Source organism: Diaminobutyricibacter sp. McL0608, assembly GCF_039613825.1.
Taxonomy (GTDB): Bacteria; Actinomycetota; Actinomycetes; order Actinomycetales; family Microbacteriaceae; genus Diaminobutyricibacter.
In genome coordinates, this window is record NZ_CP154826.1 from 90,760 (window position 1) to 108,802 (window position 18,043).

Annotated in this window: 13 protein-coding genes; 10 read left to right on the forward strand and 3 right to left on the reverse strand. The window is 64.2% G+C overall.

Going from position 1 to position 18,043, the window contains the following annotated elements; all coding sequences use genetic code 11:
• Position 1 precedes the first annotated feature (1 nt).
• From AAYO93_RS00410 to AAYO93_RS00420, 3 genes are read left to right on the forward strand one after another with little or no spacing between them, the layout of a single operon-like run.
• Positions 2-2,446, forward strand: coding sequence for a hypothetical protein (locus AAYO93_RS00410; RefSeq protein WP_345763056.1), 2,445 nt, complete (start codon positions 2-4; stop codon positions 2,444-2,446).
• Complete coding sequence (locus AAYO93_RS00415) at positions 2,443-3,540, forward strand: mandelate racemase/muconate lactonizing enzyme family protein (RefSeq protein WP_345763057.1); 1,098 nt, start codon at positions 2,443-2,445, stop codon at positions 3,538-3,540. Before AAYO93_RS00410 ends, AAYO93_RS00415 begins: the two co-directional genes overlap by 4 nt.
• 23 nt (positions 3,541-3,563) lie before the next feature.
• On the forward strand, positions 3,564-4,322 hold the full coding sequence (locus tag AAYO93_RS00420) for an SDR family NAD(P)-dependent oxidoreductase (RefSeq protein WP_345763058.1): 759 nt from the start codon (positions 3,564-3,566) through the stop codon (positions 4,320-4,322).
• 8 nt (positions 4,323-4,330) lie between these two features.
• Here AAYO93_RS00420 and AAYO93_RS00425 read toward each other — a convergent pair whose 3' ends face one another.
• Positions 4,331-7,789 carry a hypothetical protein gene (locus AAYO93_RS00425; RefSeq protein ID WP_345763059.1) on the reverse strand — a complete coding sequence of 1,153 codons (3,459 nt, stop codon included), beginning with the start codon at positions 7,787-7,789 and terminating at the stop codon, positions 4,331-4,333.
• 411 nt (positions 7,790-8,200) lie between these two features.
• Between AAYO93_RS00425 and AAYO93_RS00430 the strand changes: the two genes are divergently transcribed.
• On the forward strand, positions 8,201-11,638 hold the full coding sequence (locus AAYO93_RS00430) for a DUF7402 domain-containing protein (RefSeq protein ID WP_345763060.1): 3,438 nt from the start codon (positions 8,201-8,203) through the stop codon (positions 11,636-11,638).
• A gap of 136 nt (positions 11,639-11,774) precedes the next feature.
• On the opposite strand, the gene AAYO93_RS00435 is transcribed toward AAYO93_RS00430, so the two are convergent.
• Both AAYO93_RS00435 and AAYO93_RS00440 read right to left on the reverse strand, forming a co-directional pair.
• On the reverse strand, positions 11,775-12,056 hold the full coding sequence (locus tag AAYO93_RS00435) for an antibiotic biosynthesis monooxygenase family protein (RefSeq protein ID WP_345763061.1): 282 nt from the start codon (positions 12,054-12,056) through the stop codon (positions 11,775-11,777).
• Positions 12,057-12,131: 75 nt separating this feature from the next.
• Positions 12,132-12,443, reverse strand: coding sequence for a MarR family winged helix-turn-helix transcriptional regulator (locus AAYO93_RS00440; RefSeq protein ID WP_345763062.1), 312 nt, complete (start codon positions 12,441-12,443; stop codon positions 12,132-12,134).
• A 301-nt stretch (positions 12,444-12,744) separates the two neighbouring features.
• Here AAYO93_RS00440 and AAYO93_RS00445 point away from each other — a divergent pair, with 301 nt between their 5' ends.
• From AAYO93_RS00445 to AAYO93_RS00470, 6 genes are all read left to right on the forward strand, one after another.
• On the forward strand, positions 12,745-13,134 hold the full coding sequence (locus AAYO93_RS00445; RefSeq protein ID WP_345763063.1) for a hypothetical protein: 390 nt from the start codon (positions 12,745-12,747) through the stop codon (positions 13,132-13,134).
• Positions 13,135-13,211: 77 nt separating this feature from the next.
• Positions 13,212-14,366: an epoxide hydrolase family protein gene (locus AAYO93_RS00450; RefSeq protein ID WP_345763064.1), complete on the forward strand. Its 1,155-nt coding sequence runs from the start codon at positions 13,212-13,214 to the stop codon at positions 14,364-14,366.
• A 153-nt stretch (positions 14,367-14,519) separates the two neighbouring features.
• The gene (locus AAYO93_RS00455) at positions 14,520-15,119 is read left to right on the forward strand and encodes a dihydrofolate reductase family protein (protein ID WP_345763065.1); all 600 of its coding nucleotides are present in this window, start codon (positions 14,520-14,522) and stop codon (positions 15,117-15,119) included.
• A 13-nt stretch (positions 15,120-15,132) separates the two neighbouring features.
• On the forward strand, positions 15,133-15,468 hold the full coding sequence (locus AAYO93_RS00460) for a YciI family protein (protein ID WP_345763066.1): 336 nt from the start codon (positions 15,133-15,135) through the stop codon (positions 15,466-15,468).
• Positions 15,465-16,682 (forward strand): RNA polymerase sigma factor, encoded by a 1,218-nt coding sequence (locus AAYO93_RS00465; RefSeq protein WP_345763067.1) that lies wholly within the window; start codon positions 15,465-15,467, stop codon positions 16,680-16,682. The genes AAYO93_RS00460 and AAYO93_RS00465 overlap by 4 nt, the downstream gene beginning before the upstream one ends.
• A gap of 106 nt (positions 16,683-16,788) precedes the next feature.
• A complete protein-coding gene (locus tag AAYO93_RS00470) occupies positions 16,789-18,030 on the forward strand; it encodes an LCP family protein (RefSeq protein ID WP_345763068.1) in 1,242 nt (413 codons plus the stop codon).
• Positions 18,031-18,043: the final 13 nt, after the last annotated feature.

The following is an 18,043-nucleotide window of genomic DNA, read 5'->3' on the forward strand; positions in this document are numbered from 1 at the left end:
AATGCCGACTCCGTCCCGTCCCGCGGTAGAGGAAATACTCGTCCTCCTCCACAGTCACCTCGACGTCGGCTATACACACTCGCAGCCCATACTCTGGGAGTTGCAGAACGAGTACATCGGCCAGGCGCTCGACTGGCTCGAGCGCACCGCGGAGCTCCCTGAGGCGCACCGTCCGAAGTGGACGTGTGAGGCGACGGAGCCGGTGCTCCGGTGGATGCGCGGAGCGTCGCCTGAGGATGCGGCCCGATTCCAGCGGATGTACCGCGAGGGGCGGATCGGGTTGGGTGCGCTCCGGTGGCACACAGCGGGCCTCGCCGACAGCGCAGGCCTTCGTCGATTGCTCGACGGGAAGGATGAGCTCGAAGACTTTCTCGGTGGCCCGATTCGCGTAGCGTGCCAGCACGATGTCAACGGCGTCACTTGGGAGATGGCGGACATCCTGATCGATGCGGGCGTGGACCTGCTCGTGATGGCCGTGAACGTCGGCCTGGGCCACGCACTCGAATCGCGGCCCGGAATGTTCCACTGGGAAGCGCCCTCAGGCCGCCGGTTGCGGGTGTTCAACGGCCACCACTACACGATGTTCGACCAGCTCTTCTACGCCTGGGAGGACTCGGTCGACCGGATGGCAGACGGTTGGGCAGAACTCGACGCTCACCTGGAACGCAAAGGTTACGCGCTACCGTTCGTCTACCTGACCAGCACCGCCTCACCTGTCATGTGGGACAACGCGCCGCCCAACCCATACACGGTCGACCTGATTCAGCGATGGAACGCCGCTGATCGCGGTCCCCAGGTGCGTTACGCGACGTTCGACGATCTGCGGCTTCGGGCTTTGGCCGTCCCCGACGAGGAATTGCCGGTGCTTCGCGGTGACTGGACTGATTATTGGATCGACGGCTACGGCAGTACGCCGATCGCAACTGCAATCAACCAGCGTTCCAAGCCCCTCCTGGCCGCGGCGGAGCTGCTCGCCGACCGCGACGCGCACCCGATGATCAAGCAGGCGCGTGACGCCGTCGACCTCTTCGACGAACACACCTGGGGGTACTACCTGACCGACATCGAGCACCCGCAGGCACAGACCGGCGAGATACTCAAAATGGTGCAGGCGCACGAGGGCTACGAGCGGGCGTCGTTCGCGCTGATGGATGGGCTTGAACGACTGGCGGGGAACCCTGTGGCGGACCGCGGAGTCAAGGGCGTACTCGTCGTGAACCCTGGGCCGCATCCGGTTCGGGTGCGGCCACGCGTGCCCCGAACGTGGTTGGCAGGCGAAAACGGGACGGGGGAACGGACGTACCGCGCGAGCCGCATGATGTTCAACGGCCGCTCCTGGGAGCCGGCCGCCGACGTCGAGAGCGAGCGTTACGAACCGATCGATCTGGAGCCGCACTCGTGGCGGACGATCGATCTCACCCGTCTCACCCTTGACCAGAAGCCGAGCTCGGTCACGCATGGGCTCGAATCGGTTACGCGGATATTGTCGAACATGAACCCGGACGCGCCGAGGACACAGGAGCAGCTCATCGGCAGGATCGAGTCCCCGTTCCATGTCCTTCGTTACGACCCCGCCACCGGGCGTGTGATCTCCCTGCACGATCGGTCCCAGAACCGTGAGCTTCTGGATCAGGAAAGCGCATACGATCTTTTCGCGTTCGTTCGCGAACGAACCGATCCACTGGTGGAGCCGAGCCGGGAGGCCTTCTACAAAACGGATCTCCAGCGCGAGAAGTTCGACGAATCGGGCTGGATCACATGGAACCCACTCCGTGAACGAGCGAGCCGTGTCGTCTCCTGCGAAGTCAGCGTCGGCCACGACAGTGTCACTCTCGAACGACGATTCGACGCGCCGGGGATGCTCACGCTCGTGCAGCGAATCACTCTGCATGCTGACGAGCCGATCGTCTCCGTCGAGGTGGACATGGAACTCGTGCCCGACGATCGGCCTCAGGGTATCTATTTCGCGATTCCGCTCGCCATGGGGGCCGGGTGGAAGGCGTCCTACGACATCGCCGGCCGTGTCATCGCGCTCGACGACGACCAGCTGCCCGGCGCATGCCGAAACTGGGTCGCCGCCGAGTCCTCAGCCGTCATGTGGGACGACGAGGGCTGCGTAGCTCTCCTCACGCCGGACGCTCCGCTCGTGCAGTTCGGCGACTTCCATTTCGGGCCTCCGCTCGACGAGATCCCGCGCACGGAGAACCCGCTGCTGCTCGCGTGGCCCGCAAACAACTACTGGTTCACCAATTTCCCCCGCCGCCAGACGGGCCCGATCACCCTCCGATATGGGCTGGTGTCGATGGCCGAGCATGATCACGACGAGATTGCCCGGTTGGCGCACGGATTCCGGTCCGCTCCCCTGCAATGGCCGATCACCACCGGCGGTCGGGAGGCGGGCACGGGCATCTTGCTCACGGATAGAACGAATGGAGAGACCCCGTGACACGCAATGCGACCATCATCTCGGCAGAGGCGTGGCTGGTGGACCTTGAGGTCGAGACCAAGCGCACGGATGCTGTGCAGTCCTTCCTCAAGCAGGAGACGATCTTCGTCCTGCTGACGACCGCCGACGGGATGACCGGGCTGGGCTACAGCTACACGATCGGAACCGGCGGTCGTGCTGTCTTGGAAATGCTCCGGGGCGGCCTGCTCGACGCGGTCATCGGCCAGGACGCAGACCGCCCTGAGGCTGTCTGGTATGCGGCGTTCAACTCGACGCGCGCCACCACCGTCGGTCCGATCACGTCTCTGGCGCTCGCCGCGATCGACACCGCGGTGTGGGATGCGCGTTCCCGGCGCACCGGAGTGCCGCTCTGGAAACTGGCTGGCGGCTCCTCGCCGTCTGTGCCGATCTACGACACCGAGGGTGGCTGGCTCCACCTATCGCCCGACGAGCTCGTGACCCAGGCGCTCGCGACTCGGGATCGCGGGCTGCCCGGCGCGAAGATCAAGGTTGGCCTGCCGAACGCGCATCACGACCTGGCCAGGCTCGCTGCCGTGCGCGACGCGGTCGGGCCCGACTTCCACATCATGATCGACGCCAACCAGTCGCTGACCAGCGCGGAGGCGATCCGCCGGGCGCACCTGTTCCGCGACCTGGACATCTTCTGGTTCGAGGAGCCGCTGCCGGCTGAGGACGTCGCAGGCCACGAACGGCTCGCGCAGGCGACAGCCATTCCCGTCGCTGTCGGCGAGAGCATGTACTCGGTCGGGCACTTCCGCGAGTACCTCCAGCGCGGGGCCGCCTCGATCGTGCAGGTGGATGTCGCCCGCATCGGCGGCATCACGCCGTGGCTGAAGGTCGCACATCTGGCCGAGTCGTTCAACGTCACGGTCGCTCCTCATTTCCTCATGGAGCTGCACCTGTCCCTGGCGTGCGCGATCCCCAACGCGCTGTACCTCGAGCACATCCCGCAACTGCGTGCGATCACGACCTCCGAGATCACCATCCGCGACGGCCGTGCGTGGGCTCCGGATACGCTCGGCCTCGGTATCGAATGGGATCGAGACGCGCTCGACGACCAACGGCTGGCCTAACCCGCCTCGAAGGAGAACAACGCATGAACGCTCAGGTCCGGCCCTTTCCTGTCGACGATTTCCGCGGTCGTCGTGCGATCGTCACGGGTGCCGGTTCGGGGATCGGCCTGGAGCTGGTGCACGGGCTGCTCGCGCGCGGTGCCGAGGTCGTCGGCATCGATCTGGCGACCGACAACATCCCGGACGGTGTGCTCCGGCTCAGTGCCGACATCGCCCAGGCCGACCAGGTCGAGGAGGCGGTCCGGGCGGCGCTCGCGGAGGGTCCGGTGGACACGCTGTTCAACAATGCCGGGATCGGATCGACGAAGAACCTCATCGACTGCGAGCCGGAGGAGTGGGATCGCGTCTTCAGCGTGAACGTGCGCGGCACCTACCTGATGAGTCGTGCGGTGCTGCCCGGGATGCTCGAAGCCGGCTACGGCGTGATCGTCAACACGGCGTCGGTGGCGGGCACGATCGGGCTCCCCGATCGGGCGGCGTACTGCGCGAGCAAGGGTGCGGTGATCGCGCTGACCAAGCAGATCGCTGTGCAGTGGGCGACAGCGGGCATCCGCTGCAACTGCATCTGCCCGGGCACGGTCGACTCGCCGTGGGTGGGTCGCCTGCTCGCGGAGGCCGGTGATCCCGTCGCCCACCGGGCCCAGCTGGTGGCCAGGCAGCCGCTCGGCCGGCTCGGCACTCCGAACGAGGTCGCCGCCGCAGCCCTCTACCTCGCCAGTGACGCCGCCTCCTTCATCACGGGCTCGGAACTCGTCATCGACGGCGGCATCACCGCCGCCTGAGCGGCCACTCAGCTCCCGAGGAGCAGCGTCTTGACCTCGTATCCAGACACGTCGATGCTGACTCTGCCGTGCGCGTCCACCGGAAGTTCCATGAGTCGGTCTTCGACGGCGGTGCACAGCCATGCGCGCCCGGCTTGACCGCGAGGATGCTCGACGGCCGCGTGGCCTCCCTTTTCGGACAGCGAGGCGATGCGGAGGAGGACCCCTGGCGCGGCGCGCCCCGCGAAAGCGGTGACATCAACGCCGTCGTCCAGCTCGACGGTCAGGAGCGAACCCTTCTTAGGGAGGACCGCTTGGCGTCTCTGAGTGAAGTCCTGAATCACGATCTCGTTGACCAGGCCTGGTTCGCGGAAGTCGCGTACGCGCGCCGACGCCGCTGCTTCGTCCCATTTTCCACTCGGCCAGAATGCGAAGCGGAAACGCGCTTTGCCGCTTTGCCCTGCAGGCGTGTTGGTGTGCCAATAGTTGTTGAGGATGTAGGAGAAGAGGTGGCCGTTCGTGGCGGTGAAGGTGCTCGGCCAGTGGCCACGGAAGATGTCGCTGGACGTGAACAGGGGTGCGTCCGGGCTGGCCCAGAGTACCGATCGATCAGCTCCGACCGACGCACCGTTCTGAAGCGCGAACCACTCGCTGCCGGCGCCCGGTAGGGCATCCTTCACGGGATCGACCCAACTGAGGTGACGGTCGTAGCGGACAACGGGTTCGTCCACCAGGAACGGAAAGGCAACGTAGATCGCCTCCTTGTCGCGCTCGTCGATCTTCTCCAGGTCCACGGTGATCTCGACCCGGTCCGTGTTTTCGAACAAGCGGATCTCGATCGCGAGCTCCGAGAGTGTCGGGGATTCTCCAACGAGTCGTACGACGACGCATCCGTTCTCGCGGCGCACGCCATGGACCCGGGTCGACGCTCGTTCCACATTCAACTTCGGCACCGGGTAATAGGGGTTGCGATCGTTCAGCGAGGTCACAAGCGTCCGGTCGATCGTCGGATCACCTGAGACGTGGACAATGTCAGCGAGACCAAAAACGCTTGAGGGATCGATGAGCTCACGCTGCGTTGCCCGATGCCGGAGGCTTCTGAGCCGTCCTGTATCGGCATCGATGGTGAGGGTGTATCGGCTGGTTTCAACCGGTCCGTCCGCGATCTGCCAGGCGGGCGCCGATTCGATTGCTCCTGAGACATCCTGCGGCAGCCAGTTCGGGCGTGCCGCGTCCTTCACGTTCTTGTGGATGGTCAACAGCTCATAGCCGAACGGTTCCATGCCGATGAGCTGGAATCTCACCCTGCGAAGACGATCTCTCGCCTCGGTCTGTGGTTCGAGAGTCACCGGATGTCCCGCTGAATCGACAAGGTGCACGTCGTCAGGCAGCTCGATCTCGAACGCCACGGTCCGGCGTCGAGATGACGGGTTGTACACCACAAGCGACGAACCCTTATGCCCGATCAGTTCTGCGAGCTGGCTGAGCCCGCGCATCACCTCATCGTTGGTGAGAATGAAGCTCCGCTGCAGGTGGTGAAGCTTCCACTCGAGTTGCAGGACCGAGGTGTCCGAATCGGGTTGACTGACCGAGAAGCCCGACCCCCAGGTGTGTTCGTCGCCGATGAGGATGTTGTGCCAGGCCTCATCGAAGGCACGGATGTTCGGTCGCACTCTCGGCGATTGCTCGGCCACCAGCGCCGCGAGACCTTCGGCCGCTGGCAGCAGGCGCTGCACGGCACGCGTTCGAGTCCAGATCAAACCCTGCGTGCCCGCGCCATCCTCCCAGTAGCTGCCGCCATCGCCGGACACCACGGGAAGGTCGTCGTACAGGTGGCGGATCGAATCGAAGTAGTCGGCGACGGTCGAGAAGCGGAGCTTCGGGTACGCATAGCGGGAGTTCCACCGTTCGACGAGGTCTGCGTAGCTCGAGCCGAGGTCTTCGTTGTCTGCGTGTGTCCCCATGATCGGCAGGGTTTGCGGAAGATAGTCGTCCCGGTCGTAGCGGTTCACGTAGCGGGTGAACGCTGAGGCCATGCCGACGATGGTGGGCGGATCAGCGGCGAGATAGCGCAGCTGGGTGTAGCAGTCAGAGAACGCGGCAAGGACTTCGGCACCGTCAGGACCCCGCCACCGCAGAGGCGACAGCATATGCATGACATCGGAGTCGTCGTTGCCACCGTGATAGTGGTTGATGATCCCCATGAAGTCTGCGACTCCAGCGGAGGCGAGGATCGAAGGAAGCGAACTCGTGTACGAAGGAACATCCGTGATGTTTGCCGGACCGACCTGGAGCCCATGCTGTCGGGCGAACTCGGCCGATCGGTAATAGGAGCGGTAGAGATCTTCCAGACCGCTGACGCCTGTGAGCATGTTGAAGTAATTGGGGTTGACATGGATCGAGCCGCCAGCCATCGCCTCTGTGAGTGCATCCACCGCATCCGCGCTACGCGTTGCAACGAAGTCATCGAGGATATACGTGCCGTCGACGCTCAATCTGAAGTCCGGAACTGTGTCAAGGATGTCGAGAGCGCGCTCGATGTTGCGACTGTTCACCTCGATGGTCTTGCCGGGGTAATCGGAGTAGCCGAGATCGATGTGAGTGTGGGGTATCAGTTGAAGTTCCCACTTGCGTGCCGGGCGGAACACAAAGTCGTGGGTTCCCGTCCAGCCATCGGCGACAGCAGCGACGGTCGCCTCGACCGTTTCGGATAGATCCTCGACCTCGAGCCTGAACACCAGGTCGCCGAATACTCCTGGCGAGCGGCGCCGTCCGGACGAGACAGAATGCGAGCCGACCGACAACTCGACCGATGCATCCGACACAGCAGTTACCACAGTGACGATGACGTCGACGAGTTCGCATAGGTCGCCGTTCTTCTCCACGAAGAGGGGGAGCGGACAGACTCGGACCACGGGAACCGCTGGCCGATTCGAGCGCCGCAAGCTCAAGCCTCGCCAGGCAACGGCACTGCCGAACCAGACTCCGATCGGCAGCAACTGCTCCACCAATTCTTCTTCGGTCGGCCGTTCCCACGACGTCGTCGAGATCGTGATGATGTTGGTCCCCGCCACGATGGATCCCGGTGGCAACGCGATCGAGCGGAGGACGTGTGCGGTAATCGGGCTGAGCCCGTAGATTTTCGTCCGGTCCACGCGCTTGGATTCCAGCAACACGCTTCCGAGGACACCGTTGACACGGATGTCCAGCTCCGGGCACGGCCCGGTTTCCTGGATGAGGTCGAGAACCAACTCAAAGCATTCGTCACCGGGATCGTCGATTTCGAATTGAACGCTTACAGAAACGTCCCGGAACCCCGTCGCCTCGTTCAGCGGCCCGGGTTGCACCTGCGGCCAGTCCCGCGCAGGGTCGGAAACACCGATCACGAACGGGGGAATGTCGGCTCCGTCGATTAACAGGGCGCTGTTGAAGGCAAGAGGATTCGGATCGTCGGCGCCGATGTGCCAGACGATTGCGGGATCAGTCATTCAGGTGCACTTTCACTTCAAGTACCTCGCCAGCGGGAGCGAGCGCGCAGGATCGCAGGCTCGCGTTTCGGCTGATTAGCACAGTTGGCACCAGTGACCCTAAGCGAAATCCTGGCCAGTGCGGGAGTCCGGGGGAAGACAAACACGATTCAGACTGCGAGGTGAAGCTTCGTACACCCTCCGGCACTCAGCGGTTTGCGGGACGGATCAAGCATGATTTGTCGGACATGGGTCGGGATCCTTCTGGTTGTTTGACGACGCTACTTGCGGATATCACACTGTCTGGTGTTCCCCACGGCTAAGAGCGCTTGCTCCTTTCAAGTGTTTCTCCAATAGTTCTGCCCTGTCGGGTGGTCTCGCCATGTTGGGCGACGCGTTGGTGGGTCTGGACGAGACGAGGGAGTCTTGGAAATGGTGCGGAGAAGGCTGTTTTTGGGGTCGTTGGCAACTCTGGGTGTTGTCGCTGGGCTGCTGGTGAGTGGTCAGGCCGCTCAGGCAACAGTGGCGTTCACGTTGTATGCGTCACCGTCCGGGAGCGGTTCGGCGTGCTCAAGCTCTGCGCCGTGTTCCCTGGATCAGGCGAAGTCGACCGCGCACGATGATGCGGCTGCAGCGTCGGGTGACATAGATGTGGTCCTGGCCGATGGCACCTATCAGTTGTCGTCGACGTTGGCGTTCACGGGTGCGGATTCGGTCAGCGGTAGCACGGTGACGTATGAGGCGGCGGCGGGCGCGCACCCGATTCTCAGTGGCGGCGTTCCCGTCACCGCGACGTGGAACGAGATTGACACGACGAGGCACATCTACGAAGCGTTGGTGCCGGACACTAAAGTGACGGCGGCGACCCGCCAGATTTATGTGAACGGGGTTCGGGCCGGTGTCGACACGAAGAACACTGCGACGGTGTTCACCTCGATGTCGCCAAGCACGGACGGTGCGGGCTACACCTACACGGCGACGGGCCCGGATTCGTGGACGAACACGGGCGATGTCGATTTCGTCTATCCGGGCACGGCGGCGGGCGCAACCCAGTGGACGAGCAGTGTCTGCCCGGCGACCTCAATCGGCTCGGGCAAGGTTACGATGGCGGAGCCGTGCTGGGATCTGCGTCACGATTTCAATTGGGGTACGCCGTCGGCGGTGCAGAACAACCAGGCTTTGCTGGGAACCCCGGGGCAGTTCTACTTGGACATGCATTCCACTGCTGACGCCAATGAACACCAGCTCTATTACGTTCCCCGGCCGGGTGAGAACATGAGCACGGCGCAGGTGATCGTGCCGCAGCTGCAGACACTGGTGCAGCTGACCGGCGCGTCAGGCATCACGTTCCAGGGCATCGGTTTCGAGTACGGCACCTGGACCATCGATGAAACCGGCGCTACCGGTTCGCAGGAGGGCTCGTTGTGGCAGGGCCCGGATCCTGTTACAACGCAGAAGATGCTGCACCCGAACGTACTGTGTAACAACTGCACCGACGTGACGTTCACAGGTGACACGTTCACCCATCTCGGCGGGTCGGGTTTGGGCTTCGACCAGGGCGGCGCGAACAACACGATCACCGGCAACATCGTCACCGATATCTCAGGCGACGGCATCCAGGTTGGCGATCTCGGAGCCCCATGGACCCTAGTCACCGGGACGGTCATCAACGACAACTATGTCTCTGACGTGTCGAAGGAATATCTGAACGGGGCCGGTATCTTCACCGGTGTGGTGTCCGGCACCACGATCGATCACAACGAGGTCTCGAACATTCCATACGACGGCATCACAGTCGGCGGCCCCGTATCAGGCACCATCGTCCAAGGTAACAACAAGGTCGAGAACAACTATGTTCACGATGTCATGGGCTCGAACCTTCGCGACGGAGGACCAATCTACGTCACCGGCTACCAGTCTTCGACCATAAGGTCGACGATCCGGGGCAACTACATCACTGACGACCCGCAGCCGTTCGGTTCGATCTACCTGGATTCCGGTGCCAGCTATTGGGACGTTTCCAACAATGTGGTGTCCGGGTACGCCAACTCGTGGGTCTTTGTCCAATATGGGAATGGGGCAGCATCGTATAACAACCACGTGACCGACAACTATGTTGATGCCCGGGCCGGAGCCGGCAGCGGCAACTACGGAGTGGGGACTGGCAATACGCAGAGCGGCAATCAAACAGGGTTGACGGATTCACGATGGCCGGCCGCTGCCCAAACGGTAATGGGTCAAGCTGGCCTCGAGTTGGCGTATCAGGGCCTCAACCCGGCATCACCGCAAACCAACCTCGCCCTGGCCAGGCCGGCAACCGACACCACCGGGACGCCGACCGGTAAGGGCAACGACGGGGTTGCGGGTACCGTCTTCAGCACCACGGCGGTCAGTGGGACAGCGCACTGGCAGGTCGACATGGGTTCCCTGCATGCGCTCTCTCACCTGCAGATCCTGGAGCGAACCGACGGCAACGTGCCCGACGAGCTTGCCAACCTTCAGGTGCTGGTCTCCAACAGCCCTAGTCTGACAACCGGAACCACGACGGCGCCAGCGTGCACGACCGGGAGCCTGGACCTTCCAGCGATGTCACTGTGGGACTGCGCGCTCCCGGCCGGGCCATGGCGATATGTCACGATCGAAAAGACCGACGGGCAGGCCCTGGCGTTTTCGGAGGCGCACGTCTTCGGCACCGCCGCCACCGTGACCACCGTCGATGATACCGCCCCCGGGATCAGCTACACCGGAACCTGGACGGCAGAGAACTCGTCCCCTCACAGTCGAACCAATTACAACGTGACACAGCAGATCACTGCGACCAACGGTGACTCGGTCAGCTACACGTTCTACGGAACCGGGATCAACGTGATCTCCGCACTGGACACCAACCGCGGGCGGATGAGCGTCGCGATCGACGGAGTCAGCAGCCAGACCGTGAGCTGCGCATCAACAACGTTGATCTACCAGCAGACCTGTGCCGGCGTCTCCGGCCTGGCCGCGGGCACACACACCATCACGGTCACGAAAGTCGACGGAAGCTATATGAGCCTCGACGCGTTCCAGGTGATCGCCCCATACAACATCGCACAAACCGCGTCAACGACCGCTTCGAGCGTCTACGGTTCCGCCTACCCGGCTAGCAACGCGATCGATGGGATATCGCGGCTGTGGGGCACGGGGGAGTGGGCATCGGCCGGGGTCCAGAATCCGTGGCTCACCCTCACCTGGGCCTCCGCGGTCCCTGTCACCCAGGTCACCTTCTTTGACCGTCCGAACACAACGGACAACGCCAACGGCGGCACGCTGACCTTCAGCAACGGCGATACCGTCCCCGTAACCGGGATCCCCACCGACGGCACCCCTCGCACGGTGACCTTCCCAGAAGAGAACACCACCTCAATCAAATTCCAGGTTGCAGGCGGAGCAGGCACGAACGTCGGCCTCTCCGAAATGGCCGTGGCCGACACCAGGCGCCCGGATCTGGCATTGACCGCGACAGCCACCGCATCCTCAGCCTTTGCGAGTACCTATTCACCTGTTGCCGCAGTTGACGGCATCACGGGGATCAGTGACGTGGGAGAGTGGGCGTCCAACGGCGAACTCAACCCATGGTTGAAACTCGTCTGGTCCAGCAGCCAAACCATAAACCACGTCACCATCTACGACCGCCCAAACACGACCGACAATGCCAACGGGGGCACCCTGACCTTCAGCGATGGGCACACCGTCCCGGTGTCCGCGATCCCGACCAACGGAACCCCGGTGACGGTCAGCTTCCCCGCCGAAACTACGACCTCCCTGACATTCCAGGTCTCAGGCGGCGCCGGCTACAACGTCGGACTCTCCGAACTGGAGGCATCCAACTACTAGCTGAGAACCCGGTGGGGCCCTCTGCGGGCCCCCCGGACCATCGATAAGGACAAATTGACGTGACCACATGATCCCAGTGGATCACTGGAAGATGACCCGAGATCTCGCCATCTCGGGTCTTTATTCACACGGAAGATCACTCGGCGGTCTGGATGAGCTGGTATAGGTCGTCGGGTCGTTCGGTCCAGTCCGCCGCGCGTCCACCGATTGAGAGAAGTCTTGGCACGCCCGCCCGGGCATGCGCGGCCGATTGCCAGCGGCCGATCGCCACGAGGTCCCCTGATCCATCATCCCGAAAGGACTCGAGGGAGAGCAGGCCGTCGGTTCCGCGCATGCCATCTTCCACGCGTTTCATGAACGCGGCAAAGTCATCGAGGTGCTCCGGGCGGGGGTGGTGGAAGGCGAGTGTTACGAACATGATGACCTCATTCTGTGGATGCCGAGACCCGATTTTCCCGGATGGTGGCGTCAATATCGAGATGGTTCAACTGGTTCACAGCCGGTCCGCCAGCAGGGCGAGCAGCGGAGCCGCGTCGGAGAGCGCCTTGCGCTCTGAACGTGTCAACTCCTGCAGCGCGCGAGTGAGGCTGTCCACGACAACCCCCTCGCGTGCGCGGAGTGCCGACCGACCGGGGCTCGATATTGTCACGACGACCTTGCGACCGTCACGGGGGTCGCGGGATCGGCTGACGAGGTCGCGCGCCTCGAGGTTGGCGAGATGAGCGGCCACGGCTTGAGAGGTTACGCGTTCATTGCGTGCAAGGGTCGTGGGTGAACTCGGACCCTCGCGCAAAAGATGAGTCAAGATGGCGCCTTCGGTGAAGGAGATGCCGTCCCGCTCGGCGCCGGAGTCCCAGATCTGGCGGAGGCGACGAGCGACCCGCCCGACGGCAAGACGCAGGTCCTGGGCGGGCGAATCGGATTCCGGGTGCGTGATCGTCTCCTCCTCGGTCGGTCTAATTTACGTAAGATACCTTACATAAATCCGGTTGACGATTCGAGTCTGTTTCGCTGTAGACTCCCGTTCCGCACGACGGCATCGCACCGCTCGATGAAACCTGCGAAAGGTGTCGCGTCGTGTTCACTCGCACTGAGAGGGTCTCGCAATGCCGAACAGTACCGAAGTGTCCGACTTCTTTGCCCAGCGTCTTCGTTTCGCCCCGGAGTTCATGAGTGCCGACCCCAACGGGGCCGTGCCGGTCGTTCGTGCCGAACTCGCCCAGGCATTGCCGAAGCGAAAGGCGATGTTTGAAGCGGCCGGCGTCGGGCCCCTCACGCTTCGTAGCCTGACCGACACGGTTCTCGACGATAACTATGTCCTCGCCGAGACGACCTGGGCCGGTCCGATCGCGGGTGGCGGAGAGTTCGAGACCGCGGCAACTTACATTCTCCGGCGCACGCCAGAGGGGCTTGAGATCGTCTTCTACCTCAACCATGTCGATGTGCGCGCGGGGCTCAGCGCCCTGTCCCACAAGGTGACTCGGGAGGATGGCTGAGCTCCAGAGCACGCTCTGGCAGTACGCGATCGATATTGCGGACAGAAAGTGACCGCATTGCTGCTTACTGTGGAGTAATGACCAGCGACACGACGATCCATCCCTTCCGAATCGAGATACCGCAGGCTCAACTCGACGACCTGCACAACCGGTTGGCGGCAACGCGCTGGCCGGACGAGCTGCCGGGCGTCGGCTGGACTTTCGGTGTGCCGGTGAGCTACGCACAAGCTCGAGCCGAGTACTGGCGAAGCCGGTACGACTGGCGGAAGGCGGAGGCGCGCCTCAACGAGTTCCCGCAGTTCACAACCCAGATCGACGGACAGAACATCCACTTCCTCCATGTGTGCTCGGCCGAACCGGGTGCCATGCCGCTGATGCTGACGCACGGTTGGCCGGGCACGTTCGCGGAGTTCGAGAAGACCATCGGACCACTGACCGATCCGGTCGCCCACGGCGGAGACCCGGCCGACGCGTTCCACCTGGTCATTCCCTCCCTTCCCGGGTTCGGATTCTCCGGACCGACAACCGAGCAGGGTTGGGACCTCGAGCGGATCGCCCGCGCCTGGGTCGAACTCATGTCACGTCTCGGCTACGAACGATACGGTGTCCACGGCACCGACAGCGGCTCGGTCATCTCTCCGGCTCTGGGAAGAATCGCGCCGGAGAATGTCCTCGGCGTGCACGTGAATGGTGCGCTCGGTTTCCCGACCGGCGATCCGGCCGAGTTCGAGGGTCTCAGTCCGTCAGAGCTCGGTCGTCTCGCCCAGTATCAGGACCTGGACCGCGCCGGCTACGCGATGATCCAATCGACACGACCGCAGACCCTCGCATTCGGGCTGCATGACTCGCCCTCGGGGCAACTCGCATGGATCGTCGAGAAGTTCAAGGAGTGGACAGATCCGGCGCACGATCTGCCGGAGGATGCGGTCGACATCGAGCAGCTGCTCACCACTGTCAGCATCTACTGGTTCACTCGGACCGCGGCCTCGTCCGCGCGCCTCTACAAGGAGGGGCAGAACGCATGGGGAGCCACCCTCCCGTATGCGCCGCTCCCGCACGGTGTCGCCGTGTTCCCCGGCGATGGGGGAGTGCGGCGCATCGCCGAGCGCGGCCACAACGTGGTGCACTGGTCCGAATTCGACCGCGGCGGCCACTTCCCAGCCATGGAAGCACCAGACCTCCTTGTGCCGGACATTCGAGACTTCTTTCGAACCCTGCGGCAAGGCCGCTAGCTCTCCGGTGTGGGTGCAGCGGAGTCGCGCGTCCTCGGGAAGTCGGGGCACGATCGCAGTCTCGATCCGATTCCCTGCCGCGCGGAAAATCCGCCGCCGCTGTCGAAATGCCCCTTCCGCGTTCGTTGCAGTGGTGAGAGAAAGGAACTCACTATGAAACTCACGATCAGCCTGCAGGTCACCCTGGACGGAGTCGCCCAGGCGAATGGCGGGAACAACGAGGAGATGGACCCCGGATTCACGCGCGGCGGCTGGGCGCTCTCGTTCGACGACAAGGATGCTACCCAGTACATCCTCGATACCTGGCGCCGTCCGGATGCCTTCATGCTCGGCCGCAGGACGTTCGGCCTGTTCGAAACGTTCTGGGGGGCCAGGAGCGACGACGGTTGGTTCGGTGAGGCGATCAGCTCCAAGCCGAAGTACGTGGTCTCGAACACGCTGACCGATCCGGCCTGGGAGCACACCACCGTGATCGCGGGTGACATCGCCGCCGAGATTCGCGAACTCAAGGCCAAGCAGGATGGCGAGCTCCTGCTCGTCGGCAGTGCTGCGCTCGCCCGCTGGCTCCTGGAGAACGAGCTGGTCGATGAGCTGAACCTCGTCCAGTTCCCGGTGATCGTCGGGGAAGGCAGGCGCTTCTTCCCGCAGGACGGCCTGGATTTCGGGCTGGAGCTGAAGGATTCGACGGTGTTCGGCACCGGGATCGTCGCACTCACCTACAGCGTGGGCGGCCGCCCCGTCTACGCGGAGTGAGAGGATCGACGACATGCAGTACTTGGTCAACGTCATCGACGGGCGCAGCGAGTCAGGAACCGACGAAGAGGCTGCCGCGATCGACGTGTTCAACGAGAAGCTGGTGGCCGGCGGGAACTGGGTGTTCGCGGCCGGCCTGGCCGACCCGACCGCATCGACCGTCATCGACGGCCGCGGCGACGAGCCGGTATTCACTGACGGCCCGTTCGTGGAAGCGAAGGAGTGGGCAGCGGGTTTCTGGATCATCGAGGCCCCCGACCTGGACGTCGCCCTGGAGCTGATGGCAGAGGGCTCGCGAGCCTGCAACCGCCGCCTCGAGATTCGCCCGGTTCTTCCGCCGCCCGAGTGAGCGACGTCCGCGACGCACTGATCCGTGCCCACCGTGAGGAGTGGGCGCGGGTCGTCGCGACGCTCGCCAAGCGGTTCGGCAACCTCGACACCGCAGAGGACGCAGCCGCGGAAGCCTTCGCGACCGCAGCAGAGCGGTGGCCGGAGGACGGCATCCCGCCGGCACCGGGCGCGTGGCTGACGACGACGGCGACGCGGAAGGCGATCGACAGGATCAGGCGCGAGAGCACGCGCGACGCCAGACACAGGGAGGCGATGCTCGTGTACGACACGGAGCAGGAGCCCCTCGGCGTGATCGACGACGATCGACTGCGGCTGATCTTCATCTGCTGCCATCCGGCGCTCGCGATGGAGGCGCGGATCGCCTTGACGCTCCGCATGGTCGGCGGCCTGACCGTACCGGAGATCGCCAACGCGTTCTTCGTGCAGGACACGACGATGGGCGCCCGCATCACACGCGCGAAATCGAAGATCACGGCGAGCGGCATCCCCTACCGCATGCCCGCCGCTGTCGATCTGCCCGCCCGGGTGTCGGGGGTGCTGGCCGTGCTGTTCCTGATCTTCAACGAGGGCTACCTGGCGTCGGGCGCCGATACTGAGCCGGTGCGCGAGGAGCTTACGGCGGAGGCGATCCGCCTCACCCGGATGCTGCGCGGGCTGCTGCCGGCGAACGGCGAGATCACCGGGATGCTGGGGCTGATGCTGCTGACCGAGGCGCGTCGTAGGGCGCGCGTCTCACCGTCGGGTGAGCTGGTCCCGCTGGCCGAGCAGGACAGGGCCTTGTGGGATGCCGCGCTCATCACCGAGGGGCACGACCTGGTCCGGGAGCGGCTGGCTTCCGGTATCGCGCCTGGGCGATATCAGCTGTTGGCCGCGATCAACGCGGTGCACACCGACGGCACCGCGACCGACTGGACGCAGGTCGTCGCACTCTACGATCAGCTGGCGCGGCTCGACCCTTCTCCGATCGTGCAGCTCAACCGGGCCATCGCGGTCGGCGAATGCGACGGCCCCGACCTGGGACTCGCGCTGGTCGACCGGCTCGCGGACGAGCTCAACGGGTACCACCCCTTCCACGCTGCCCGGGCGCTGTTGCTCGGACGTCTTGGCCGGGGCACCGAAGCGCGGGAAGCATACGGTGCCGCGAGCGCGCTCGCGGAGAACTCCGCCGAGATCGCGTATTTCGAGCGGCGTCGGCTGGAGCTCCGCTCTTAGGCCGATAGCGGGCAGCGAGACGCGCTGGACCGCATCCCGTCAGTGAACACGCCCGCCCGCCAATCGCATCCATCGCAATCGGGCGTGACCCTATGATTGTGGAACGATGGACGAGGGAGATGAGACGCCGCCGACCATCGCGCGTCATGGGCGCCTGAAGTCGGGCGGCGCCGTCGCGACAGTGTTCAAAGTTCTCGCGGCGACGCTGGCGGTCGTGCTGGTGAGTGGAGCATCCGTCGCCACCATCGCACTCTGGGACGTCAGTCGCAGCGTGAAACCGTCGGTTCACCTGGTCAGCGAGACGACCGCGGGTCCCATCCCGCAGATCGGCGCCATCGACGGCGGGGTCAACCTGCTTCTCGTCGGCAGCGACAGCCGCCAGGGCCAGGATGCGGTGTTCGGAACGGGGGCGGATGCGGAAGGCGTGCTCAACGACGTCACGATGCTGCTACACATCTCGCAGGACCACAAGAACGCGACCGTCGTGAGCTTCCCCCGGGACATGTTCGTGCGCATCCCCTCCTGCCCTGACCCGAAGGGCGGCAGTTTCTCTGCGATGTCGTCGCAGAAGATCAACACGACCCTCACCTATGGCGGTCTGCCGTGCACGGTGGAGACGGTGGCACAGCTGACCGGCCTGGACATCCAGTTCGCCGCCCTCATCCAGTTCTCGGGCGTCATCGCCATGTCGAACGCGGTGGGAGGCGTGCCCGTCTGCGTCGCCGACAAGATCGAGGACCGCCACACCAACACGTTCCTCGATCCCGGAATGCACACGCTCAGCGGGATGGCGGCACTCCAGTTCCTGCGCACCCGGTACGGCGTCGGCGACGGCTCCGACCTCGGGCGCATCAGCAACCAGCAGGTGTTCCTCTCGTCGCTCGTGCGCACCATCAAAAGCGCAGACACTCTCGCCAACCCGGTCAGGCTGTATGCGCTCGCGAAGGCCGCGGTGAGCAACATGCAGCTCTCCGACAGCCTCAACAATCTCGACCGGATGGTGCAGATCGGGCTGGCGCTGAAAGACATCGACCTCGACAAGGTGGTGTTCATCCAGTACCCGACAGGCGTTTCGGATGGTGGCGTCAAGCCGATCCCGGAGGCGGCGGATGCGCTGGTCGCCGCCCTCAAGGCGGACCGGCCGGTCGTGCTGTCGGGTGGAACCGGACCGGGTGACATCGGCTCCGTCGTGCAGACTCCGACGCCTGGCGCGTCTGCGCCGCCTGTCGCCTCCGCGACGCCGAACCCGTCTGCGACAGACGGCGCGACGGTTCTTCCGGATGCGGCCACCGGCCAGACCGCGGCACAGATGACCTGCTCCAAGGGGCGTACGCTCAACAACCAGTGAAGCCGTTTCACGG